Source organism: Sphaerisporangium perillae (assembly GCF_023276435.1).
Lineage (GTDB): Bacteria > Actinomycetota > Actinomycetes > Streptosporangiales > Streptosporangiaceae > Sphaerisporangium > Sphaerisporangium perillae.
Genome location: NZ_JALLPO010000006.1, coordinates 125,345 through 147,223, shown reverse-complemented (window position 1 = coordinate 147,223; position 21,879 = coordinate 125,345). Strand labels below are relative to the sequence as shown.

Here is a 21,879-nt window from a genome sequence, read left to right as displayed (position 1 = left end):
CCCTTGGACATCGGCCCGTGTCCGTGCCAATCTTTTAGGCACGGCTAAAAGGTTCGGTGCGGCGGCGGGAGCACGGTGGGTGTCGAGTGGCGGTTCGGAGCCGATGATCTGGCACGCCTGCGGTTCGCGTTCTCCCCGCTGTGGGAGCTGGTCGCGAGCCTGCGGGTGCTGCGCGCCCCTGCCCGCCACTCCGTCCACCTGCCCTGGCTGCGCGCGGTCCTGCCCAGGCTCGCCGCCCTCGACCTGTCCGAGCTGTTCGCGCTGGCGCCCGCCCACGGGTACATGGCCGACTTCCTCACCCCGCCGCCGGACACGCCGCTGCCCGACTTCGCCGCCGAGCTGGCCCGCGTACGGCTGACGCCGCCCGAGAAGGCCCTGGAGGAGGCCGGGTGGGTGCAGACCTCCGACACCCGGTCCATCGCCCGGTTCCAGGCCGACCCCGTCGCGGGGGTGCGCAGAGTGGCCGACGCCCTCGCCGCGTACTGGGAGGTCGCGCTCGCCGAGTTCTGGCCGCGCGTGTACGGCCTGCTGGAGGCCGACCTCATGTGGCGCACCCGGCGGCTGGCCACCGGAGGCGCCGAGGAGCTCTTCGCCGACCTGCACGCCTCGGTCAGGTGGGAGGGCGACCGGCTGAAGAGCGACGGGCGCTGGTGCCACTCCAGCGAGCTCGGCGGGAACGGGCTGCTCCTGGTGCCGAGCGCGTTCCGCTGGCCCGACATCGCCGTCATGTGCGAGCCCTACCAGCCCATGCTCGTCTACCCGGCGCGCGGGGTCGGCACGCTGTGGGAGGTCGGGCCGCCGCCGGCCCCCGGGGCGCTCTCGGCGCTGATCGGCAAGACCCGCGCCCAGCTGCTGCTCTCGCTGCGGCACCCCTCGTCGACCACGGCGCTGGCCAGGCGGATGTCCCTCACGCCCGGCGCGGTCTCCCAGCACCTGTCGGTGCTCACCGGGAGCGGCCTGGTGGCCCGCAGGCGCCTGGGCAGGGAGGTCCTCTACCGGCGCACCCCCACAGGGGACGCCCTCGTCGGCGGCTCCTGACCGCCCGCCGGGCCGCTGCCGGCGCGGAAGGCCGTGATCAGCAGAAGAAGGGACGGGTGGAGGGGAGCGCGGCGAGCGGGGCGCGTCCGGACGTGGAGCCCTGAGCGCCCGAATCGACGTCCAAGGTGCCCCTGGCCGCGCCGCCCTCGGGCACGGAGCTCTCCGGCCCCGAGCCGCCCGCGCCCGCCCGCCCGTACTCCTCGCCGCCGGACGCCGTCCCCCCGAACGCGGCCCCGGACGCCGTCCCTTCGGAGGCGGGACTTTCCGGCCTGGAGCCCGGGGAGGCGGTGGCGCCGGGCGCCGTCCCCGAGGACGGCGTGTCCCCTGACCGGCCCGGACGGGCGTGCCCGCCCGCGCCGCTCCCGGACGGGGGGCTCCACGGCGCGGCGGTGTCCTGGCCTCCGGCGCGCGGCGGCGCGTTCCCCGTCGTGCGCTGCGCCGCGCCCGCCGGGGGAGCGGGCGAGGCCGCCGCTGGGACGTACAGGCGGCGCGTGGTGCGCTGGATCCCCTCGGGCACCAGGTGGATGCCGCTCGCGACCAGCCGCTGCCCGTACACGTCGGTGATGCGGACGGTGTACGGCCCGGAGCCGGCGCCGCGGTCGGCCACCCAGTAGTTGTCGTATTCGCGTGACAGGTCGCGCCAGTGTCCCTCGTGCAGGATCTGCAGGCGCCGCAGCGGGTTGCCGTGGTCGACGGCCTGGATGGCCAGCCAGCGGGGCGAAGAACCCTTCTTGAGGCGGAACGCCACGGGTCTCGGGACCGCGGGGTTGCGCACGCGGTGGTAGCGGACCGGCACGACACCGCGATCGGGACCGGCGATGCGGGCGAAGGCGGCGCGGCTCAGATCGAGCTCCCCGGCGGCGCACGACCGGCACTCGTCGATCACCTGGACGCGCACGGTGCCGCGCGGGCCGGTGACGTCGAGATACGCCCCGCAGGCCGCCGAGCCCGCGTACTCCACGGGGGAGACGGCGGCGACCAGGTCACCGCGGACGGCACCCGACAGCGAGCAGCCGCGCGCGAACAGGCTCAGCACGCCGGCTGGGTCGCCCGGGTCGGGCGACGCCGCCGCGCACGCGGCGTTCTTCCCGGCCGAGGCGCCGAGCGCCAGCATCGCCAGTGCGGTGCCCATCGACATCGCCCATGCGAGCCGCTGCCAGGCGGCCGCGCGCGGGGCGGGCCGCAGGGTGAGGCGGTCGCGCCTCAGCCGCAGCCGCGGCCACCCGCTCAGAGCACGCCTGGCGTGCCGCCGATCCGCGTTCATGTGTGCTCTCCTCGCCGGACGTCACCCTTGACGAATGCAGAACGACACCATGCTGTCACATTAAGCAACCACACACTGCTCTTGTCCTGTCTCCGGTGTGGCATGCGCGTCTGCGGGCATCCGATGACCGAGATGTGCGCGAGCCGGTCGGGCGCTCCGGCGTCGACTCCTCACTACGGACCCGCGTAACGTGTGCGAAACACCAAGCGGGCAGACTGGTAGATGACCAGACATGTCTTCCGCCGATTCAGAGACTGGCTCAGCGTGACGACGATGGTGTCCGAACACCGTCCGGCAGAAGGGGATGCCTTGGACCGCCAGCAGGAATTCGTGCTCCGTACGCTCGAAGAACGCGACATCCGGTTCATCCGGCTGTGGTTCACCGACGTGCTCGGGTTCCTCAAATCCGTGGCGATCGCGCCGGCCGAGCTCGAAGGCGCGTTCGCCGAGGGCATCGGGTTCGACGGGTCGGCCATCGAGGGCTTCGCCCGCGTGTACGAGTCGGACATGCTCGCCAAGCCGGACCCCGGCACGTTCCAGATTCTGCCGTGGCGCAGCGAGACGCCGGGCGCCGCGCGCATGTTCTGCGACATCCTCATGCCGGACGGCTCGCCCTCGCACGCCGACCCGCGCTGGGTGCTCAAGCGCACCCTGGCCAAGGCGGCCGACATGGGCTTCACCTTCTACACCCATCCCGAGGTGGAGTTCTTCCTGCTCAAGGACAGGCCCGAGGAGGGGCAGAAGCCGGTGCCGAACGACTCCGGCGGCTACTTCGACCACACCCCGCACAGCTCGGGCCACGACTTCCGGCGCAACGCGATCATGATGCTGGAGGCGATGGGCATCTCGGTGGAGTACAGCCACCACGAGGGCGCCCCGGGCCAGCAGGAGATCGACCTGCGGTACGCCGACGCGCTGACGACCGCCGACAACATCATGACCTTCCGCCTGGTCATGAAGGAGGTCGCTCTGGAGCAGGGCATCTGGGCGTCCTTCATGCCCAAGCCCTTCACCGAGTACCCCGGCTCGGGCATGCACACCCACATGTCGCTGTTCGAGGGCGACCGGAACGCCTTCTACGAGCCCGGAGCCGACTACCAGCTCTCCAAGATCGGCCGCTCCTTCATCGCGGGTCTCCTGCGGCACGCGGCCGAGATCACTGCGGTCTGTAACCAATGGGTGAATTCCTACAAACGGCTGTGGGGCGGGGCGGAGGCGATCGCCGGGCTCGGGGGCGAGGCACCGAGCTACATCAGCTGGGGGCACAACAACCGGTCCGCGCTCGTCCGCGTCCCCATGTACAAGCCGCACAAGGGCAACTCCACCCGGGTGGAGTTCCGCTCGCTGGACTCCGCGTGCAATCCCTACCTGGCGTACGCGGTGATCCTCGCCGCGGGCCTGAAGGGCATCGAGGGGGGCTATGAGATGCCGCCCGGCGCCGAGGACGACGTGTGGGCCCTGACCAGCGCCGAGCGGCGCGCGCTCGGCATCGAGCCGCTCCCGCAGAGCCTGGACGAGGCGATCTCGACCATGGAGCGCAGCGAGCTGGTCGCCGAGACGCTGGGCGAGCACGTCTTCGACTACTTCCTGCGCAACAAGCGCCAGGAGTGGCACGAGTACCGCCGCACCGTCACCGAATTCGAGCTGGGCCGCTACCTGCCGGTGCTCTGACCTGCTGAAATACGTTACCGACGAGCGTTCCCCTGTGACTGGGGAAGGCTCGTCGGCAGGGGCGATCCTCCGAACGTTGAAGATCAAGGCACATCCAGGGCACACGCACCGTCGTTGAAGAAGGCGTCCATGGCCCGCCGCGCCCGTTCCGTCGCGCTGGGCATCAGGTGGGTGTAGGTCCGAAGTGTGAAGGCCGGGTCACTGTGCCCGAGGTACTCGGCCACGGTCACGATGTCGACGCCGGCGGCGAGCCAGGCCGACGCGGCGGTGTGGCGGAGTTTGTGGCAGCCGTGCTCTCGGTACGGCCTGCGCCGGGCGCCCGGGAGAGTGGGCGGCACGATCCCCGCGCGCTCGATGACCCCGCGCCAGGTGTAGTTGAAGGAACCCCAGTGCAGAGCCTCTCCGGTCTCCCGGACGAACACGAGACGGTAAGTCCGGGGTTCCCCGTCGGGAGCACGCCACGGCAGGGTGACATCCACGGGCGGATGGTTTTCGATGTGCGCCCGCAGACTCTCAGCCACCGCCGCAGGCATCGGTACCGAACGCGTCTTCCTCTTGGGCAGGGAGAACACCTGTCGACTCCGAACGAGCCGGACCTGACAGTTCACGTGCACCATGCCGTTGTCGAAGTCCAGGTCATCCATCTCGCGATGCCGAACAGCTCACCTTGCCGGAGCCCGCACCCCGCACCCAGATAGACCATCGCCCCGAGGCGGGCCGGGAGCTCCTCGGCGACACCGACGACCTGGGCCGTGTCCAGGGCGTCACCTTCTTAGGATCGTTTCAACCGGCCGAGCGGACTGGACCGATTTCAGCTTGAAGGGGTTGCGGTTGATGATCCGGTCGTCAACGGCAGTGCATTGTCTCCGACCCGATCTTCTGGCCGTACACCCACCTGGACAGCCGACTGTCCACACCTTCCAGGGTTCCGGGGTCGATCGTCAGGCTTGCCCGCCACTCCTTCGCATAGGTGCTCAAACTGAGCTGTCCGGCCGCAGGGTCCAAGTACTCACCCCGATCAAGGCGGCCCCACGGGGCCGCACGCGCCGCCGTCACGGCGAACGCCGCCGCCCTCCGCTAGGGCTCCAGGCGGCCGGCTAAGAGCGCGCCGGACGGCTGGCGCGGACGAGTGGAAGAGGGGGCCGCCGTGCGATGGTACAGATCTGATCACAAGGGGGCGCACTTCTCAGGTCACGGGGACGAGTCGGTCAGCGCACGCGCGCGCGGTCACGGAGCCGGGCTTACTACATGCCTCCGGCGGGGGCGCTCCGGCTCCGGGCAGGCAAGATCGTTCCCTGCCCGTCTGAGTGGGTTGCCGTGGAAGCCTGCCCACCTACCGCCGTCCCAGGGGCAAGCCCTAGCAGACCAGCCGCGGGGCCGCCTTCGCTCCATCACGGCCCTGGCACCGGGCGCGCGACCGGGCAGCCCGCGGCTGGCCCGCTACCCCGTGGGTGGGACGACGGCAGACGGCAGGCCAGGGTGACCCTTGTCGAGGGACGACGCGCGCACTACGCGACAACCTATATTGACCGGGATTCGTACCCTCCGACCGAGAGATCCGCATGTACGAGATGATCGGGATGCTGTACCAGACCGTGCCCCTGACACTGGGCGTAGTCGTCTTCCTTGCCTTGTCCTGGGTTCTGCGGCGTAAGCAGCGGAGGGGGCACTATCTCCTATGGCCAGCAGCAGCTTGGATCCTGGCGGCGCTGGACGAGTGGTACATGACCACCTTCCAGCCGCAGATGAACATCCGAATCGACGCCTTGCCCCTCTTTGCGCTGATGGTTATCACTACCTTGTCTTGCGTCCCGATGGCGTTCCTTCGCCGACGCGCGACCGCATAGGGAACCGATAGGCCAGTCCGCGTCACCAGTGAATCAATGTGGTCTGATCGAAACGGCAAGAGTCTGGTTCGAGTCCTATCGCGAGAGTGAGTGACCAACTGAGTGACATCAGAGATGCCTCACGCCACTCAAACATGCACGTCGATGCACACTGGCGACCCGGTTGACCAGCTCAAACGCCAGGCCAAGCGATCGATACGAATGCTTCGCATCGAAGGGGTCAGGGGTTCGAATCCCCTCAGCTCCACCCAAAGACAAGGCCCGCCAGGCGTGATCCTGACGGGCCTTTTCGCTGTTCAGGGGTTTTCAGTGCACTTCGGGATGATCTTCGCCGGACGCAGACGGTAGGGCTTGTGTCGGGATCCCCGACCCGCTGCCGCGCGCCTGGGTGAGGTCCATTCACGTGTTAGCTCGGAATGCGACCCATGTGGCTCACCTTGATGATCGGCACAAAGACCGCCAGTATCCAGGCGAAATGGAGGACGGTGACCGTGATCCAGGCGCGTTCATTCGTAACCTGAGCGACCGCCATGATGATGGAGGTCACCATGAGGCCACCGGTGATCAGCAGGTAGATGCACAGCGTCAGGCTGGCGGTGAGGAACCGCCGGGGCTGTCCGGGGCCGAGCCACCAGCGCAGGGCCGGCCAGAGGAGCAGGCTCAGCGCGGCAACGACGGCGGACGCGACGGCCACCGCCCCGGGACGGGGCGGTACTTTCTCATCCAGCACGGCAGCGCCGAGCCACGCCGTGACGAGGAGCGGCAAGAAGCAGAGCCAGCCCGCGAAATTCGTCGCCGAGACGGCGAGCTTGTCGGGGAGTGTGAGATGGAGTTCGCGGGACACGGCCCGCCGACGCTGGATGGCGGGGCCGATCCTGTCGCCGCCGCGCCATATCCTGATCGCCCGGTGGATCCCCCATCCGGCCACGGCCACCGCGAGGACGATCGGGACTCCCACCAGGGGGAACTCGTCCTGAGGCCGGTCGACTTCCAGCAGGTCCTCGATCCTGTGGCCCAGCCATTTCAGGATGGTGGGCCCGAACATCAAGCAGACGATGCTCACCACCAGGAGCACCCCTGGGCGGATCGAGGTCCAGGAGAAACGCCTCTCCACCTGTTGCTCGGGCGTCGGTCGTGTTTCCGGTTCCTCGGGCGCCAGCTCGGCCGATTTTGCGGCGTGGTAGTCGGTCTCGAGCAGCAGGTTGCGCTTGGGGTCTGCGGCGTACGCGTCGGCCAGTGCCTCGTGGGCCATCCAGTTGTCGGGATCGATCTCGACCGCGCGCCGACCGTAGGAGATCGCCTGGGTGACGTCACCGAGGAGACGGAACAGCCTGCAGGCTAAGACGAGTTCGCGAGCTTGGAGGTCCGGGGTGACGATCATCGCCCGGTCGATTGCCTCGCGGGCGGCCTGAGGACTGCCCTCAAGGATGTGGACGTGGGCCAAGAGAAAGATGGGACCGGGATCGTCTGGATACTTCGCTATCAGGTGGTTCAGCCGGATGCGAGCCTGATCAAACCGTTTCAGAGTGCACAGTTCTACGACATGGTCGTACTCACCCTCCATTTCTCCAGCTTAGCCAGGAGATTCCTTTTTGTGGGTTGCACCACATCGGGTGTCGATGACGAAGTGAGTGAGAACCGCGACGGATGACCACGAACGTTGGCGGACTCTTACGGACGTTCGCGCAGGTCACCGGCACCATGTCCGCTGGACAGGCATCCGTTTCAGTTGCTTCACACTCAAGAGGTCAGCAGGAAGGCGGATACTGTACCTGGCATCAGGGCCGAGCTGGCCGGCGATACGCGGACAGTAGGCGCTTCTCCCAAGCGATCAATGTGCGATCAGGGCACTTTCAGGGCACATGACTTCGTGACCACGTGCGAAACGTCGAGAACCATCGAGATGCATGACGCCAGGTTGTCGGGGTGGTCGGCGCTACGGCCCAGGTCACGAACACATGGCGTCACTTCCTGCGCAACAAACGCCAGGAGTGGCACGAGTACCGCCGCACCGTCACCGAGTTCGAGCTCGGCCGCTACCTGCCGGTGCTGTAATCGCAGCTCAGAGACGGTTCTCCTTGAACGAAGGACGAGGGGCCAGCGGTGCACAGCCGTTGGCCTCGCGCCGTTTCATTCAATCCTGGGCCGTCTGTGGGCCGTCAGACCTGAGATGCATGGCCTCATACGCCCTGTCCACGGCTCGTCGAGTGCGCCCCTCACTGCTCGGCACGTTGAAGTCGCTCCGGTCGTCCAGTTGGCGGCGCCCGGCGGGCAGGGCCGTGCGGCGTCCGGGAAGAGGGCGACGGCTCAGCCGTGAGCCGGCGCCGCGGCCGGGGGCGGGCCGAGGATCTGGTGGCCGTAACGGCTGCCGGCCTCGATCAGCAGGGGGATGTCGGGCGGGGACGGAGCCGGCAGGCCGGGGTGTTCGGCGGGGCGGCCGATCTCGGCGATGAACTGCTCGAACCCGGACGGGGTGGTCAGCTGCAGGCCGCGGACCGGTCCGCCGGTGACGACGAAGGCGTGCGGGATTCGGCGGGGCAGGAAGGCGAAGTCGCCGGGTCCCGCGGTCCAGTGGTGGTCGCCGCAATCGATGGTGATCTCGCCGTCGAGAACGTAGAACGCCTCGTCCTCGCGGTCGTGGACATGGAGCGGCGGCCCGAATCCGGCCGGCGCGGACCACTCGATGAGGGTGAAGGCGCCCCCGGTCTGGTCCGCGCCCGCCTTCACGCTCATCCGGGTGTCCAGGAACCACAGGTGCGGCCCATCGTCGGTGCCGAGCAGGTAACCGGTGGGATCAAAGCTCATCAGGTCCTCCTGAGTCGTCGCCGGCCGGAGCGTAGAGCCGTACCTCGATGCCGTCGGGATCGTGCAGGCCCACGAGCACCTGACCGACATGCCCGGTGACGATGCCGCCGTGAGGTTCCGCCAGATCGTCCAGCCGCCGCTTCCAGGTGTCCAGGTCGCGGGTGCTGGGCACACACAGGGCGATCGGGTCGAATCCGGCCAGCGCGGCCGCCCTCGCGGGGTCGTGCCGTACGGCCAGGTCCATCGTGTCGTTCGCGTCGCGCATGGCGATCCCCATGAGGGTGCCCTCTTCGACGAACTCCATGTGCGTCTGCAGGCCGAGCACCCGCTCGTACCAGTCGCGGCTGCGCACCACATCCGTCACCGGGAGTTTGACGTGGTGGAAGCCGCTGATCGCCAAGTCCATGATCACCTCCGACTGAATGGTTCACTAGAGTTAACTCTAGCGAATTTCTTTAGAGTAGCCTCTAACGAATGAGCGACTGCGTCAAGAGCACGGCCGGACGCGGCACCCGCCGGGCCGCCCAGGCCCGGGCGACACGGCGCCGGATCATAGACGGAGCCCTGGAGCTGTTCCTGCGGCACGGATACGCGGCGACGACCCTGGATCAGATCGCCGGCGCGGCGGGGGTCGCGGTGCAGACCGTGTACTTCCACTTCGGCAACAAGGCCACGGTCCTCAAGGAGGTCGTCGACGTAATGTCCGTCGGCGACGACGAGCCGATTCCGATGCTGGACCGGCCGTGGGTGCGGCAGGTGCGCGAGGAGCCTGACGGCCGGCGGGCGCTGGCCATCTGGCTGAGCAACAGCCGCGTCATCTTCGGCCGCGTCGCGCCGATCATGAAGGTCGTCCGCGACGCCGCCGGCGCCGACCCCGAGATGGCCGCGCAGTGGGAGACCAACCAACGACAACGCTTCATCGCCCACCACGCCCTCGTGCGGCAGCTCGGGGACAAACAGGCTCTCCGGCCGGAACTGACCGTCCAGGAAGCGGCCGACATCGTCTTCACGCTCGTCAGCCACGAGGTCTATCTCCTGCTCACCGAGGCACGCGGATGGACGCCCGACCGGTGGGAGAGCTGGATCAACGAGACCGTCGCCGGCGCGGTCCTGCGCTGAGAGCATCGAGGGGCATCGGGAGACCACCCCGGCTCCTCGGTTGCACGCGTCTCCAGTCGAAGTTCGGAAGATCGTGGCGTACTACAGCAGCGAAGCCGGCCGGTCCTGGCCTGTCTCACCCGCGGCCAGGTGGCCGCGCTCAGCGTGATACCCCCGGCCGCTACCACGTCGGAACTGGGCCGCCTGTGGGGTGGGCGGCACGTTCCCCGCGCGCCGGGCTTGATGCGATGAAGGAGCGGGGCCTCCGTCGCCGGCCCGCTGCCGCTCCGCGGTGGGGTCGACGGCAGCCGGGATGGTGCGACGGCTAGCGGGACGGCTCGAAGTCGAGGGGGAGGCGCATCCCGAGCTGCGCGTATATCTGCAACTGGTCGTAGTAGACACGCTGGCTGGCGATCAGACCGTCCTCCAGGTTCCAGAACCAGGAGGAGCGCACCGCGATGGCGCGGCCCGTCGCCTCCAGCACCTCGCCCCCAACGACCAACCACGGCCCAGTGTGCGTGCCGACTCCCACCATCTCGGCCGCGATGGCGTCCCCGCTGACGATCTTCTCCCACACCGTGTAGTGGATGTCGGGGAACCCCTGCCATAGCTGCGCGAAGAAGGAGCCGATCTCCTCGAGGCCCCCCAACTCCATCTCCGGCGTTACCGCCACCGCGTCCGGCCGGTAGCACCGCATCGCCGCGTCGAGATCATGCGTGTTCAACGCACTGGTCAGCCGGTCCACGACATCGGGCATCGCGAAGCACCCCCCATCCCCCAACCAGCATATTGAGACCAGGGCAATACACCGTTAAACAGCCACCCCCGCCGTCGCAAGCGCGTCGACTTCGGCCCCGACCTGCCGTACCAACGGGGCACATGACATCGTGATCAGCCGCGAAACACCGCGAAACACCGAGAACCACCGAGACACCGAACGCCAGGTCATCAAGGTGCTTCGGATGTTTCGCCAGGTCACGATCGGGCTGATCACAACTGCGACGTGTGGTCCCTCGGGGCTACAGGATCGAAATCGCGCTCGATCCGCGTCCGTGCGCTCGATGGCGTCTGGAGCGTCCGCGAGTACACGATCTTTTCGCCCGCTCGCCAGATCTCCGCGAAGTCCCGGGTTACCGCGGGTTGATCGCCGCTGGTGCTCACGGTCTCCCAGTACACCATCGTCTCGTACATCCGACGCCCGTAGAGGTAGGTGCCGATCGGCCGCTCGAGGTCATTGACGAACGCGTGCACCTCGTCATCGGGGGCCGCCCACTCGATATTGCCGCGCTTGTCCTCCACGTATCCGTCGAGGGATGCGATAGCAGAGTAGGTGAGCTTTGCCACGTCAAACCTCCGTCGTCATTGAGCACTGCTGTTCGCTTGCGCTCCACGTGCCATCGGCGGCTGGCCTGGATCGGCGCTTTCTCACCCTTGTGGGCGATCTGCCCGCGCGGGTCGCGTCCGGCCAACGTATCCCGTGTCTTGCCCGAGCCCTGGACAACCCGATAGTTGTGCCCGGTGGCAGACATTCCGGTATCAACCTCCGCGGCCAGAAAGCAATGTCGTCATGCGTTTGATTGAGATCACGGGTAAACGTGGGCGGTAGACGGCGGCTACGGCTTTCGTGGTGCTGGACACCTCCTCCAGCCTTGCGCCCGACGAGTTCGGCGTCGGAGTCACCAGCCCGGGGCCGGGGACTGCCTCAGGGCGTCCCCGTGCCCGAGGTTTTCCCTGGGGATGGGTTTTCGCCGGGAATCGTGCCGTGGTCTGGATGGTTGCTCTCTCATGCGACCTGCCGGGATGCGGCGGCCGGGACGGTGGGGGAGCGCGTCGCGTGCCTTCACCCCCCCGGATGTCACGCCGCCGTTACCCACGGCTAACGGGTCCGTCATGGCCACCTGGTGTGATGGCGGTCTGAGTCGTATGAGTAAAATGTGACGCTATCTCACCATTTTTACGATTGTGCTTCTTGGTGTGAAGCAATATGGGGGGTGCACAGGATGACGACCGATGCCGGTCTGCAAACCTCGCTGGCCGTTCCGGCCCGCTTCCGTGGTCCCGAGGGCACCGCGAACGGTGGCTGGAGCGCGGGGACGCTGGCGGGCACCTTGGCGGGCACCTTGGACGGCGCGCACGCGATCGAGGTGACCCTGCGCAGACCGATCCCCTTGGACACCCCCCTGGTCGTCACCCACATGGCCAACTCGGCCTCCCTGGCCCACGGCGGGGAGGTGCTGGCAGAGGCAATCCCCGTGGCGCAGGACGTCACCCCGCCGCCGTTCGTGCCCTTCACCGAGGCCGCCCGCGCCGAGGCCGGGTTCGCCGGCCTGACCGGGCGCCATCCCGCCCCAGAATGCTTCGTCTGCGGCCTGCGCGACCCAGGTGACGGCCTGCGGATCTTCCCCGGCCCTGTGGAGGGCACCGGCCTGATCGCGGCAGGCTGGCGGGTTCCGGTCACCGTCACCGAGGAGGACGGCGTCGTCCCCGCCGCCCTCGTGTGGGCCGCGCTGGACTGCCCCACGGGCTGGGCCAACGCCCCGGCCGGCGGCCCGGGCCTGCTCGGCCGCATCACGGCCCAGATCTTCCGCCGGGTGTACCCCAACGGCACCTACTCCGTAGTGGCACGTGCCACGGGCCGCGAGGGACGCAAGCTCTTCGGCGAGAGCGCCGTGTACGAGGTCGACGGCACCCTGGTCGCCGCCGCCAAGGCCACCTGGCTCCTCCCCGCCTGACTGTTCGAGGTCAGCGGCGAAGCCGCTTCCTGGTGGGATGTCCGCTATGGCGGTGCAGGCCGATCCCGGCGGACGTAGAACAGCTCGGTATCGGCCTCCCGGACCGTCGTGGACTCCGCCAGCCGGCCGACGACCCGCCCGGCGAAGTCGACGACGGCGGCCTGGTACCCCTCGCCCACGCGCTGCCATACCACCAGGTGATCCTCGTCGTACCACCCGATGAGCCGCTCGGTGTACAGGTCGACGCGGACCAGCGGCGCACCGGTCGTCGCGTCGCTGACGCACAGCGCCCCCCAATGTCGAGGGCAGTGCGCCACGAACCTGGACCGCGAGGGGGAGTACGGATCCGGCATGCCCAGATCCGGGTCACCCACGTTCTCCACTGTGCCCGTCGGCTTCCCCGACAGGTCAAGGAAGCGCAGCGCGTAGGTGTCGTAGGAGGGATCCTCGGCATCGGAGTTCTCGGACTCCTCCACGCCGAAGCTCGACACCACCCCCGTCTCGTCCGCGTTCCAGAAGAAATCGAACTCTCCGAGGTCCTCGTCGGCGTCCGTGGGGACGAACACCGGCTTTCCGGAGGGGACGTCCATGGTGATGAAACCGACTCGGGTGGAGCCGCCGTCATCATCGTCCTTTCGCCGGACGGTGAACAGGAGTTTTCCGCCGTCCCTGGACCAGACGGGGGCGGCGCTCCACAGCGGTTGGACGACCGGCATGGTGATCGCACGACTCCGGCCGGTCCGCAGGTCGGCCAATGTGACCACGTCCCTGCCCTTGGACCATCGGTCCGACAAGGCCAGCCCCCACCGGCCGTCCGGTGACAGGGCGGTGTAACGCCCGGCGGCCGAGGAGAACGCCGCCCCCGAAGCCTGCCGGAGCCGGGTGGGGCCGTCGTTGAACGGGTTGTACGCGCGCAGGGTCAGCGGCGACCCGGCAGGCTCATGGATGGTCACCGAGGTTCCCGCTAGCCTGACGAGAGCATCGGATGACTCCGCCGGGGCGGCGGCGGTGGTGTCCGCCCGCCACCGGGCCGGATAGGGCGGATAGGCGACCGCGCCGCCGCGCACTCGCCGGGCGGCCTCTCTCGCCATGGCCCGCAGGGCGCCGCGCAGCGGAATGTAGACCGAGGACACCCGGATGACGGTGCGGCCCTCGCGCACGTACACCGATCGGACGTGCGCGCCCGAGGTGAAGTCGTCATCGGCGAGCGCCGATGTGCGCACGCCGCCCACGGCGTCCTTGAGCTCGCCGAACAACTCCTCCGCCAGGCGGGCGGAGGGTTCCGTCCACACGCGGACGGCGATCTCCATGCCCTTCCCCGTGTATCGGCAGCCGGCCGCCGACGGCAGGTCGTCCGGCTTCTCGCGGTAGTCCGGGCCGAGAGGCGCCAGATCCTCGGCGGACAGCAGATCGCATGCGGACCTCCCCGGCCACGCGGCGGCGGAGACGCGCTGGACGATGTCCTCGTGGTGCTGGAAAGCGGCGAGACGTACCTGGGCCGCCTGCCCGGCGTCGCCGGTTTGCCAGGCCGTCAGGAGCAGGGATCCGGTGGCGGAGAACGGGTCGCCGAGCTGTGGAAGCCGCGTTCGCCGCCCGGTTCCGGACACCGGATCGATGAGATCCACCACCGCAGGGGCACCCACGTCGAGCACGCCGTAGAGCCGGTCCCCGGCGACGAGGAGTCTCGTGTACCGACCGGCGGAGGCCGGTTGGCGGCGAATCCATCTCGTCGATCCGCGCGCCGGGTCGAACGCCTCGATCACCTCGTCGGAACCGGCGCCGTAGGCGAGGACGATCAGGTCGACGATCGGGGTGGCGACGCAGGCGTCCCAGCATCCGGTGCGCTCGACGATGACTCGGCCGGTCGCGGGGTGGTAGAGGGTCAGCCGATGGTCGTGCACCAGCACCACGGCCTCGGGAAGCACCGAGAGGTTCGCCGTGCCACCGACTCTCGCGCTCCAGCGGGTCGTCCCGGTCTCCGGAGCCAGCGCCAGGAGCATGCTCCCGAGGTCGCACCGCGCCACCAGCACGACCGCCGCCGGGGCGGAGCCCGACGACAGGACCGAATCGCAGCCGCCGGGGAGCTTCGCCGTCCATTTCGCGGCGCCCGACTCCGGCGCCAGTCCGACGACCTCCCGCCGTCCGGCGTCCCACGCCGGAACGGCGGAGATCGGCCCGGCCCCGCCGAACGGCCCGCGCCAGTCGCCCGCCCCGCCGAGGCCGGGACGTTCCCAGCGGACCGTTCCGTCGGCGCGGGACAGACCGGTGACGGAGGTCGTGTCACCCTTCGGCGCCGGCCCCATGGAGACGGCGACCAGTGTCCCTCCCTGGGCGATCCAGTCCGACGGCATGGAACGCGTGAAGACGTGCCGCCATCGCACGATCCCGGTCCGGGGGTCCAGGGCCGACACCGACGTGCTGTCGCGCAGCACCAGGTCGTCGTCGGCGACGAACACGCTGGGCGCGGCGTAGCCCGGCCGTACCTCGGTCACCCAGGCCCGCGTGAAGTCCCGTTCGGCGATCCCGTCCGGCGCGGCGGCCGTCACCGTGGCGATCAAGAGGAGCAGCGCGGCCGGCAATCTCGCCGCGATCAGCATTTGGTGTGCCTACCGGTGAGCCGGTAGTCCTCCGCCAACGTCGGCGTCGCGTAGATGAACCGGTATCTGCGCGCCTCGCCGGACAGCCGGAAGGGCTCTCCCCGCTCATCGCGGAAGTACGCGTGCTGGACGGTCGTCCCATCGCCATAGACGTAGTCGACCTGTAGTTCCCATTCGTACGAGCGCTGCTCGGCGGTGGCCGTCACCTCGACCGTGGCACGTTCCTTGTACGCCAGGTTGATGTTGTTCTTGAGGAACCTGTCACGGAGGCGCTTGGTGCCGTAGCCGGGAATCGGGTGATCGAGGTCCACCTGGATCGAGAAGACGTTGTCCCCGCCTGCCGTCGGAATGGTGAAACACGTGCCGGACGGCGGTGGACCGGCCGAGATGACATGCGGCCGCACGTCCAGGACGCGCACAGGATCGTGTCGTAGCCCCTGCAGGACGATGTTGATGTCCATCCGTCCCAGGCGGTAGCCCTTCTTGGCGTGGACCAGCGCGGCGACGTCGTTCAGGTCGGCGTCCTCGCGGAGAAGCCGGCGGCCCGGGCCGCCGGGGATCGCCTCGGTCAGCGCGTAGGACTGGCCCGTGTAGATCGGCGAGTAGACCACACCGCCGATGGCCTGTCTGTCCCACACGTCGGCCCACGTGTCCTGGGTCCACGACCACAGGCTCACCACCCCGCCGCTGAGAATGGTGGCCAGTGCGCCTGCCACCGTGGTCACCACCCACGTCGTCGGCTTCTTCAGCGCGCTCAGGAGCGGATTCCGCGGTGTCTCCTCGGTCTCCTTCCCGCCGGGTTCCCGGGTCGCGGGCTCCGTCGTCATCGGTTCTCCATCTCGCGTAGATGGCGGGCCACGGTCTTCGCCGCCCACAGTGCGAGCGGCGCGTCACCGGAGGCGCGAACGCTCGCGATGACCGGTCCCTGGCACAGGAGCACTCCGTCCCGGTAGTCGTCGTTGTGGAAATAAGCCCGGTCGGCGATCCCCCGGGCTTCGCCTTCGACGATGCCGTCGCGTATTTCGTCCAGCGTGGCCCTCGCGTCCTTCTCCCGGCGGGAGACCCAGATCAGCCGGATGGAGATTGATATCCCGCTGTCGAATCGAATCAGGCACGTGTCCGGAGTGGGAAGCCCGAACTGCGCCGGCGCGGGCGTCGCGGTCACCGAATACGGCCCCGCCGACCTCGATGCGAGATCGGACGCCGTGACCAGATCGCAGGGGTCGGGCCACGCGTTCGGGTCGATGATCCCCCGGTCGACCCAGGTCGGGGCGGGAAGCGTCCGGCCCGTCACCGGGTCGATGACCGTTTCCAGACCGGGCACGCCCTGCCCGGTCAGCGGGTAGTCCAGATATTGGCCGATGACGACCCGCCCGGCTGAATCGCGGATCTTCTCGAACCTCGGGGGCGAGGGCCGCCGCCACAGGATCCGGCCGGTGAGCCGGTCGATCGAGCGCAACTCGCCCTCGGCCACGCTGCCGCTGCGCATCACCACGGCCCGGTCCGTGATGGCGAGCTCGGCGAACATCGCCGCATCGTCGAACAGCACGAGCCCGTCGTCGCCGACGAGCGCGAGCGATTCGTCCCCCTCAAGGACGAAGACCCCCTTCTCCAAGCGCATCGCCGGCTTCCCGGCGGGGTGCATGGCCCGTCTCCAGCGGAGTCCGCCGGTGTGAACGTCGAATCCGAGCAACGTCGTCCGGGCGTCCGCGCAACGTGCGAGGAGTCCCGCGGTCCGCTCGTCCGTGGTCCCCCAGATGTTCTCCCGGCCGTGCGCGTCGGTGTCGGTGTCGGTCTTCTGGTTCGTCGGCTTCAGGCTGACGCACCCGTCCGGCAAGGGGGTCTCCCACGCGATCCGGCCGGTGGCGACCGCCAGGCCCCGGATCACGCGCAGCGAGGGGACGTCGACGACCACCTGTTGTGCGGCCACCCCGAGCACGTAGTAGAAGGGGTTGAAGGATCCTTCGTCCGGATATCCGGAGACGATGCTCCAGGCGGGCAGGCCGGTCAACGCGTCGCGAGCGCTGATCACGCGCCTGCCGTTGCCGGAAGGCTCGATCCCCTCGTCCGGCAAGGACTCGGTCACCACGTAGGAGCCGGTTCTCGCGGTCAACCGGTCGGTGCCGCCGGAGAGTCCGATGCCGGTGGTCCACAGGACGGTCTCGCCCAGACTCCCGACGAGAGACCCGTCGCGCTCGTACACGCGCACGGCCGTGCCCGGTGAGTCGGGCGGCGGGACGACGGGGGGAGTGGCCGGTGCCGCCACCACGCACGCCAGCAGTCCGCCGACGCCGGCCAGCTTCAACCCGGACTTGAGCTTGCGCGAGATATGAGGCATCGCCGTATCCAGGAGCTGGTCACCGCCGGAGGCCTCAAGATTACCGTCCGGAAGCCCGCCGCCCCAGGGGATATGCGCCGAATGTCGGCGACCGGCTAGAAGGGGACGGCTCCGTTGAGGAGGGACAGGGCGCGGACGACGAGCAGGGTCAGGACGGCGATGCCGAGCGGCAGAGACACGCCGAAGATCGACCAGCGGAACAGGCGGTAGCTGAGCGGGGCCTGTCCCTGGCGGCCCTTGCCGGGCGTCCACGGCCGGCGCAGGTCGGCCGTGGTGAGATCGGCGTCGCCGCCCGCCGCCGGGTCGTCGGCTTTCGCCGCAGCCTCGCCCGCTCGCGTCGCGGTGTCATCGGACCGTGCCGTCGCCTCCCCGTTCGCCGCCGAGCCGTTGAGGTGCTGGGCGGCGGGATCCACCAGCGGCAGGCCGGTGAGCCAGGCGAGCAGGTGGGCGATGGCGGTGTCGTCGGCGGGGAGGCCCGAGGCGAGGTAGCGCACCTCGCCCGCCGTTCTGGCCAGGTCGCGGACCATGTTCCCCAGGCCGACGCCGTCGAACCAGCCGGGCAGCCGGTCGGCGTCGCGGCCGACGCCGGTCGTGCGGAGCAGGTCGGTCTTGGTGACCACGACGGCGACCCTCTTCTGCCGCCCGCCGTCGGCCCGCGCGGCCAGTTCGTTCCTGACCCGCTGGAAGGTGTCGGAGGGGTCCTCGGGGGACAGCACGACACCCGCGCGCTGAAGGGCCTGCCGTTCGGCGTCCGACAGGCTCTGCTGGACGAGCGGGAGCGCGAAGGGGTCGACCACGATGAGCATCGCCTCGCCGTGGGCGAGGTAGCTCATCGCCTCCACCCGGGTGGCCCCGGTGAAGCCCTCCCCGGAAGGGTCGAACAGGTAGAGGATGCGGTTTCCGCTGCGGGTGCGCGACCCCGGCAGCGTGACGTCCACCATGGTCGCCGACGGCGCCCGCGTCGTGGTCTTCGAGACCTTGCCGAGCCGCAGCTCCTGCCGTAATCGGGTGAAGGCGATCTCGTCGCCTTCCACCACGAACCCCGCCCGCCCCCGTGCGGTCTTGACGACCCCGTGCAGGGCGTTGATCGCCAGCACCATGAACGTGGTCTTGCCGGCGTCGGGCCCGCCGATGAAGGGCAGCGGCTCGATCCGAGCACGCCCGATGCGCGGCGGCAGCGCGCGGCCGCATTCGGGACAGTACGCCGGCAGCCGGTAGCGGCCGAGCACGATGGCCGTGGGGAGGCGGGTGCCGCACCGGCACACGTGCCGGAAGGCGCCCTCGAGGTCGGGCCTCAGGTGCCGGTGCCGCCGGCCGCACGTGGGGCAGGCGTACTCGGGGAGGGCGATCCGGGCGTAGCACTGAGGGTGCGGGCAGGTCTGCAGGATCCGCCGCACCCGCATGAAAACGGCCTCCACGCCGAGCAGGAGCAGCAGGCAGGCCCCCCACACCACCAAGCCGGCCCCGGCCACCAGCGCGTACGCGGCGGTGAGCGCCGCGGCGACGGCGGCGAGCGGGACCGCGGCCACGACCACACCGGCGACGATGGCCAGCCAGATCGGGAAGACGAAGAACCCCTGCACGTTGCTCATGAGCCGGCGCGTGACCGTGCCGATCGCGAGCCCGGCGGCCTGGCTCATTGCGGGGACGGCGAAGCGCTGGGTCCGCCACCAGTCCAGGGCCATCTGGCGGAAGAGGTAGTGGCGGTACACGGGGTCCCCCTCCCTGTCCGCCTCCGGAGAGTCCGGGCGTCCTTCGGTGGCCGGCCCGCCCGCGACCGCGGGAGAGGCCCCGTGCGCCGTGGCCGGGAGCAGCACCCGTCCGGCGCTCAGGAAGTAGTGGCCGAGGCCCACCAGGGTGGCGCCCGCCAGGGTCAGCGCCGCGACCACCGGGAATCCGTACAGGAACCCGAAGTACATGCACAGGCACCACAGCGCGATCAGGAACACCACGACGAGCGGCATCAGCCCGCCCCCGCTTCCCTCGGCCCGCCGGTCACCGGCCCTCCCGCTTCCAGGGCCGGCCGCGTCGCGCCTTCGCCATCTCCCGCAACCCGGCCGACAGCTCCGCGTCGTGCTTGAAGTGCGACTCCATCGACCCGAACAGTGACCAGCCGTTGAGCTGCGACCGCGCCCAGTCGTCGAGCTCGGGCACCGGCACGGCGGCCAGATGGAGGCGGACCGCGACCTCCAGCAGGGCGACCTGCTCGTCCCGGCCCCTGCGCCCGTCCAGCCAGGCGCGCGCGAGCCCGGCACGCCCGGCGTCCGGCAGCTCCATGACAACCCCGGCGCGGAACCGCGGGTCCCGCAGGGCCAGGGTGCGGGCGATGGCGGCGACCGCCACCTCCAGCAGTTCCTCGTCGGCCTCCGGGCGCAGGAGGTCCAGCCGTTCGAGCAGCGCGGCCGCGTCCCCGGGGACGGTCGCCTCGTGGAGGCCCACGGTCAGGAGCACCACCTCGGCGTCCGTGGCCGGATAGCCGGGCACTGTGTCCCGCACCAGCTCGGCGAGCCGTACGACGCCGGGGTCCTCGATGCCCTCGGCCAGGAACGCGCGGACCGGCAGGTCGCTGAGGTGCGGGAAGTACGCCATGGCCGCGCCGAGCCTGCCGACCAGGGCCGCGCACTCGGCGGCGCCGGGCGGGTCCTCCCAGACGGTGAGGACGGCCGCGTCGAATTCCCCCGCCGCCGCGTCCCCGGCACCGGCACCGGCACCGGCACCGGCACCGGCACCGGCACCGGAAGCGGAGCCGGTTCCGTGGCCGGAGCCGGGATCGGAGGGCGTGCCCGTGCCGCCGCAAGCGGGGGAGGCGGTGCCCGAGGCAGAGGCGGGGGAGCCGGTGCCCGAGGCGGAGGCGAGGGCGACCAGCCGCACGGTGGCCTCGACACGGGTGATCCGCCCACGCCGGATCTGGGAGCGCACCACCGCTGTGCCCGTCAGCGGGGCGGACGACAGGTCGCGTGCGGCCAGGCCCTCGCAGACGGCGCCGGTCAGCATCCGGTGGCGGTCCTGGGATGCCGACTCCTCCAGACCGGCCACGGCGCCCGCGAGCACGGCCTCCCGCAGGTCGGGCGGCACCTGGTCCAGCAGCCGCCCGAGGTCGCCCCGCCCTTCGCGGACCAGGGCCCGCGTCACGCCGGCGAGGTCGGCGTCGGAGACGGGCGCGCCGACCGCCCGGGCGGTCCGCGCGACCTCGCCCAGCTCCGCGAGGTCGCGGGCGGTGGCGATCGCCCCCGCGGCCTCCCTGCGCAGCTCCTCACGGGTCTCCGGCCCCGACACCGGTGGGGGCGGCGGCAGGGCGGGGTCGCGCAGGGCCAGTACGGCGCAGCGCGCGGCGTACCGTTCCGCGACGCCGGGAGGCGCCAGTGCGAGGGCGGCGGACGCCAGTTCGAACCCCATCCGGCCGGACATCAGGGCGAGGTCGGCCCACAGCCAGTCGGGCAGGTCCCGCGACAGCGCGCCGGCGATCTCCACCTGCTCCTCGGCGGTCACACTGGGATCGCCCCGGCAGAACGCCAGCAACGCCGCGCCGGTCTCCGCGGAATCGGAGCCGTGGGCCGCGAGCTCCGCCAGCTCGCCTATCGCGTCGATCCCGGCCAGGTCGGTCCGCCGCCAGCAGTCGGTGACCGTGCGGGCGAAGCGGCCGAGCCGGGCGCCCGCAGGCGGCGGCTCGTCCAGCCGAACGACGGCGGCGTCGATGTCGGAGGGCATCCAGACGTCGGGGGTGGTTCCCACGATGAGCTGCGGCGCCGACCCCGGATCGGCGCTGTAGGTGAGGAACGGCAGCCGCGCCGCCACCTGCCACGGCAGCGAGTAGGAGATCACGCCGATCCACCGGACGATCTCCTCGATGTCGGTGCAGACCAGCACCAGGCGCCCGTGGCCCTGGGAGAGGGCCCTGACCACGGTCTCCAGGAGGCCGCCGAGCCTGATGTAGGCGGGATCACCGCAGGAGGCGAGCCAGGAGGCCAGCGACTCGGGGTCGACGCGGTCGCCCGGCGGTAGGTCGGCGAGGGCGGGCAGCGGCGTGCCGGGAGGGGCGGGGGCGTCGGACCACAGCGAGGCCTGCCAGAACTCCACCGGGCGCAGGCCCGTCAGCTCCTCGGGGTCGGCGACGACCGCGTGCCCCAGGTAGTTGCCGTACCGGCCGGAGTAGTCCTGCCCCAGGTAGACGCAACGGGTCAGGACGCACCGTGCGCCGACGGGGCCGTAGGCCAGCGCCACGGGGAGCCGCGCGACCTGCGCGGGGGTGGGGGCCAGTGGGGCGGTGGGCGGGGGCTTGTAGGTCAGATAGGGGGCCACCTTGCCCGCGAGTTCGGGAGGGAGCCCCGGCGACTCGGCGACGAACTGGAAGCCCGCGCGCCCGGCCGGTCCCGCCTCCGCGGAGGTGTAGTGCAGCTGCCAGGCCACCTCTACTCACCTCCGCCGGATGAGGAACAGTCCAGTGCGGCTGCGCAGGCTCGCCGGGTCGCTCGACGTACGGTGGCGCCGG

18 protein-coding genes and 1 pseudogene are annotated in these 21,879 nt (G+C 70.2%); 6 read left to right on the top strand and 13 right to left on the bottom strand.

Annotated elements, in window-relative coordinates; genetic code table 11:
* The first annotated feature begins 75 nt into the window (after positions 1-75).
* The gene (locus tag MYF83_RS07800) at positions 76-1,038 is read left to right on the top strand and encodes an ArsR/SmtB family transcription factor (RefSeq protein WP_248959512.1); all 963 of its coding nucleotides are present in this window, start codon (positions 76-78) and stop codon (positions 1,036-1,038) included.
* Positions 1,039-1,075: 37 nt separating this feature from the next.
* Here the strand turns inward: MYF83_RS07800 and MYF83_RS07795 are convergent, their stop codons facing one another.
* The gene (locus MYF83_RS07795) at positions 1,076-2,302 is read right to left on the bottom strand and encodes an expansin EXLX1 family cellulose-binding protein (RefSeq protein WP_248959510.1); all 1,227 of its coding nucleotides are present in this window, start codon (positions 2,300-2,302) and stop codon (positions 1,076-1,078) included.
* Positions 2,303-2,611: 309 nt separating this feature from the next.
* Here MYF83_RS07795 and glnA2 point away from each other — a divergent pair, with 309 nt between their 5' ends.
* A complete protein-coding gene (gene glnA2 / locus MYF83_RS07790; protein WP_248959509.1) occupies positions 2,612-3,973 on the top strand; it encodes a gamma-glutamylpolyamine synthetase GlnA2 in 1,362 nt (453 codons plus the stop codon).
* An 83-nt stretch (positions 3,974-4,056) separates the two neighbouring features.
* On the opposite strand, the gene MYF83_RS07785 is transcribed toward glnA2, so the two are convergent.
* On the bottom strand, positions 4,057-4,617 hold the full coding sequence (locus MYF83_RS07785) for a tyrosine-type recombinase/integrase (protein ID WP_279339251.1): 561 nt from the start codon (positions 4,615-4,617) through the stop codon (positions 4,057-4,059).
* A gap of 918 nt (positions 4,618-5,535) precedes the next feature.
* On the opposite strand from MYF83_RS07785, the gene MYF83_RS07780 reads away from it, so the two are divergent.
* On the top strand, positions 5,536-5,820 hold the full coding sequence (locus MYF83_RS07780; protein WP_248959508.1) for a hypothetical protein: 285 nt from the start codon (positions 5,536-5,538) through the stop codon (positions 5,818-5,820).
* A 406-nt stretch (positions 5,821-6,226) separates the two neighbouring features.
* Here MYF83_RS07780 and MYF83_RS07775 read toward each other — a convergent pair whose 3' ends face one another.
* Entirely contained in the window at positions 6,227-7,384 is a 1,158-nt protein-coding gene (locus MYF83_RS07775) for a tetratricopeptide repeat protein (protein ID WP_248959507.1), read from the bottom strand.
* 362 nt (positions 7,385-7,746) lie between these two features.
* Here MYF83_RS07775 and MYF83_RS07770 point away from each other — a divergent pair, with 362 nt between their 5' ends.
* Entirely contained in the window at positions 7,747-7,875 is a 129-nt protein-coding gene (locus tag MYF83_RS07770; protein WP_248959506.1) for a glutamine synthetase, read from the top strand.
* A 252-nt stretch (positions 7,876-8,127) separates the two neighbouring features.
* Here MYF83_RS07770 and MYF83_RS07765 read toward each other — a convergent pair whose 3' ends face one another.
* Positions 8,128-8,625: a quercetin 2,3-dioxygenase gene (locus MYF83_RS07765; protein ID WP_248959505.1), complete on the bottom strand. Its 498-nt coding sequence runs from the start codon at positions 8,623-8,625 to the stop codon at positions 8,128-8,130.
* Positions 8,615-9,031: a VOC family protein gene (locus tag MYF83_RS07760; protein ID WP_248959504.1), complete on the bottom strand. Its 417-nt coding sequence runs from the start codon at positions 9,029-9,031 to the stop codon at positions 8,615-8,617. Before MYF83_RS07760 ends, MYF83_RS07765 begins: the two co-directional genes overlap by 11 nt.
* Positions 9,032-9,099: 68 nt before the next feature.
* On the opposite strand from MYF83_RS07760, the gene MYF83_RS07755 reads away from it, so the two are divergent.
* Positions 9,100-9,744, top strand: coding sequence for a TetR/AcrR family transcriptional regulator (locus MYF83_RS07755; RefSeq protein ID WP_248959503.1), 645 nt, complete (start codon positions 9,100-9,102; stop codon positions 9,742-9,744).
* Positions 9,745-10,048: 304 nt separating this feature from the next.
* Here MYF83_RS07755 and MYF83_RS07750 read toward each other — a convergent pair whose 3' ends face one another.
* The 3 genes and pseudogenes from MYF83_RS07750 to MYF83_RS07740 all read right to left on the bottom strand — a co-directional run.
* On the bottom strand, positions 10,049-10,480 hold the full coding sequence (locus MYF83_RS07750) for an ester cyclase (RefSeq protein WP_248959502.1): 432 nt from the start codon (positions 10,478-10,480) through the stop codon (positions 10,049-10,051).
* A gap of 233 nt (positions 10,481-10,713) precedes the next feature.
* On the bottom strand, positions 10,714-11,067 hold the full coding sequence (locus MYF83_RS07745) for a dihydrofolate reductase family protein (protein WP_248959501.1): 354 nt from the start codon (positions 11,065-11,067) through the stop codon (positions 10,714-10,716).
* 38 nt (positions 11,068-11,105) lie between these two features.
* Positions 11,106-11,213 (bottom strand): annotated as a pseudogene (locus MYF83_RS07740) (IS5/IS1182 family transposase); the annotation flags it as partial.
* A 510-nt stretch (positions 11,214-11,723) separates the two neighbouring features.
* Between MYF83_RS07740 and MYF83_RS07735 the strand changes: the two are divergent.
* Positions 11,724-12,455, top strand: coding sequence for a hotdog fold domain-containing protein (locus tag MYF83_RS07735; RefSeq protein ID WP_248959500.1), 732 nt, complete (start codon positions 11,724-11,726; stop codon positions 12,453-12,455).
* A gap of 44 nt (positions 12,456-12,499) precedes the next feature.
* On the opposite strand, the gene MYF83_RS07730 is transcribed toward MYF83_RS07735, so the two are convergent.
* The 5 genes from MYF83_RS07730 to MYF83_RS07710 form a co-directional block, all read right to left on the bottom strand.
* Entirely contained in the window at positions 12,500-15,052 is a 2,553-nt protein-coding gene (locus MYF83_RS07730; protein WP_248959499.1) for an outer membrane protein assembly factor BamB family protein, read from the bottom strand.
* The gene (locus MYF83_RS07725) at positions 15,046-15,879 is read right to left on the bottom strand and encodes a hypothetical protein (RefSeq protein WP_248959498.1); all 834 of its coding nucleotides are present in this window, start codon (positions 15,877-15,879) and stop codon (positions 15,046-15,048) included. The genes MYF83_RS07730 and MYF83_RS07725 overlap by 7 nt, the downstream gene beginning before the upstream one ends.
* Complete coding sequence (locus MYF83_RS07720) at positions 15,876-17,390, bottom strand: outer membrane protein assembly factor BamB family protein (protein ID WP_248959497.1); 1,515 nt, start codon at positions 17,388-17,390, stop codon at positions 15,876-15,878. Before MYF83_RS07720 ends, MYF83_RS07725 begins: the two co-directional genes overlap by 4 nt.
* Before the next feature lie 95 nt (positions 17,391-17,485).
* Complete coding sequence (locus MYF83_RS07715; RefSeq protein ID WP_248959495.1) at positions 17,486-19,354, bottom strand: TRAFAC clade GTPase domain-containing protein; 1,869 nt, start codon at positions 19,352-19,354, stop codon at positions 17,486-17,488.
* A 31-nt stretch (positions 19,355-19,385) separates the two neighbouring features.
* Positions 19,386-21,797 (bottom strand): GAP1-N2 domain-containing protein, encoded by a 2,412-nt coding sequence (locus MYF83_RS07710; RefSeq protein ID WP_248959494.1) that lies wholly within the window; start codon positions 21,795-21,797, stop codon positions 19,386-19,388.
* Between the last annotated feature and the right edge of the window lie 82 nt (positions 21,798-21,879).

Coding starts and splice junctions, on each gene's coding strand:
- MYF83_RS07795 (WP_248959510.1), bottom strand. CDS start 2,302: ATGAACGCGGATCGGCGGCACGCCAGGCGTGCTCTGAGCGGGTGGCCG.
- MYF83_RS07785 (WP_279339251.1), bottom strand. CDS start 4,617: ATGGATGACCTGGACTTCGACAACGGCATGGTGCACGTGAACTGTCAG.
- MYF83_RS07780 (WP_248959508.1), top strand. CDS start 5,536: ATGTACGAGATGATCGGGATGCTGTACCAGACCGTGCCCCTGACACTG.
- MYF83_RS07775 (WP_248959507.1), bottom strand. CDS start 7,384: ATGGAGGGTGAGTACGACCATGTCGTAGAACTGTGCACTCTGAAACGG.
- MYF83_RS07765 (WP_248959505.1), bottom strand. CDS start 8,625: ATGAGCTTTGATCCCACCGGTTACCTGCTCGGCACCGACGATGGGCCG.
- MYF83_RS07760 (WP_248959504.1), bottom strand. CDS start 9,031: ATGGACTTGGCGATCAGCGGCTTCCACCACGTCAAACTCCCGGTGACG.
- MYF83_RS07755 (WP_248959503.1), top strand. CDS start 9,100: ATGAGCGACTGCGTCAAGAGCACGGCCGGACGCGGCACCCGCCGGGCC.
- MYF83_RS07750 (WP_248959502.1), bottom strand. CDS start 10,480: ATGCCCGATGTCGTGGACCGGCTGACCAGTGCGTTGAACACGCATGAT.
- MYF83_RS07735 (WP_248959500.1), top strand. CDS start 11,724: ATGACGACCGATGCCGGTCTGCAAACCTCGCTGGCCGTTCCGGCCCGC.
- MYF83_RS07730 (WP_248959499.1), bottom strand. CDS start 15,052: ATGCTGATCGCGGCGAGATTGCCGGCCGCGCTGCTCCTCTTGATCGCC.
- MYF83_RS07725 (WP_248959498.1), bottom strand. CDS start 15,879: ATGACGACGGAGCCCGCGACCCGGGAACCCGGCGGGAAGGAGACCGAG.
- MYF83_RS07720 (WP_248959497.1), bottom strand. CDS start 17,390: ATGCCTCATATCTCGCGCAAGCTCAAGTCCGGGTTGAAGCTGGCCGGC.
- MYF83_RS07715 (WP_248959495.1), bottom strand. CDS start 19,354: ATGCCGCTCGTCGTGGTGTTCCTGATCGCGCTGTGGTGCCTGTGCATG.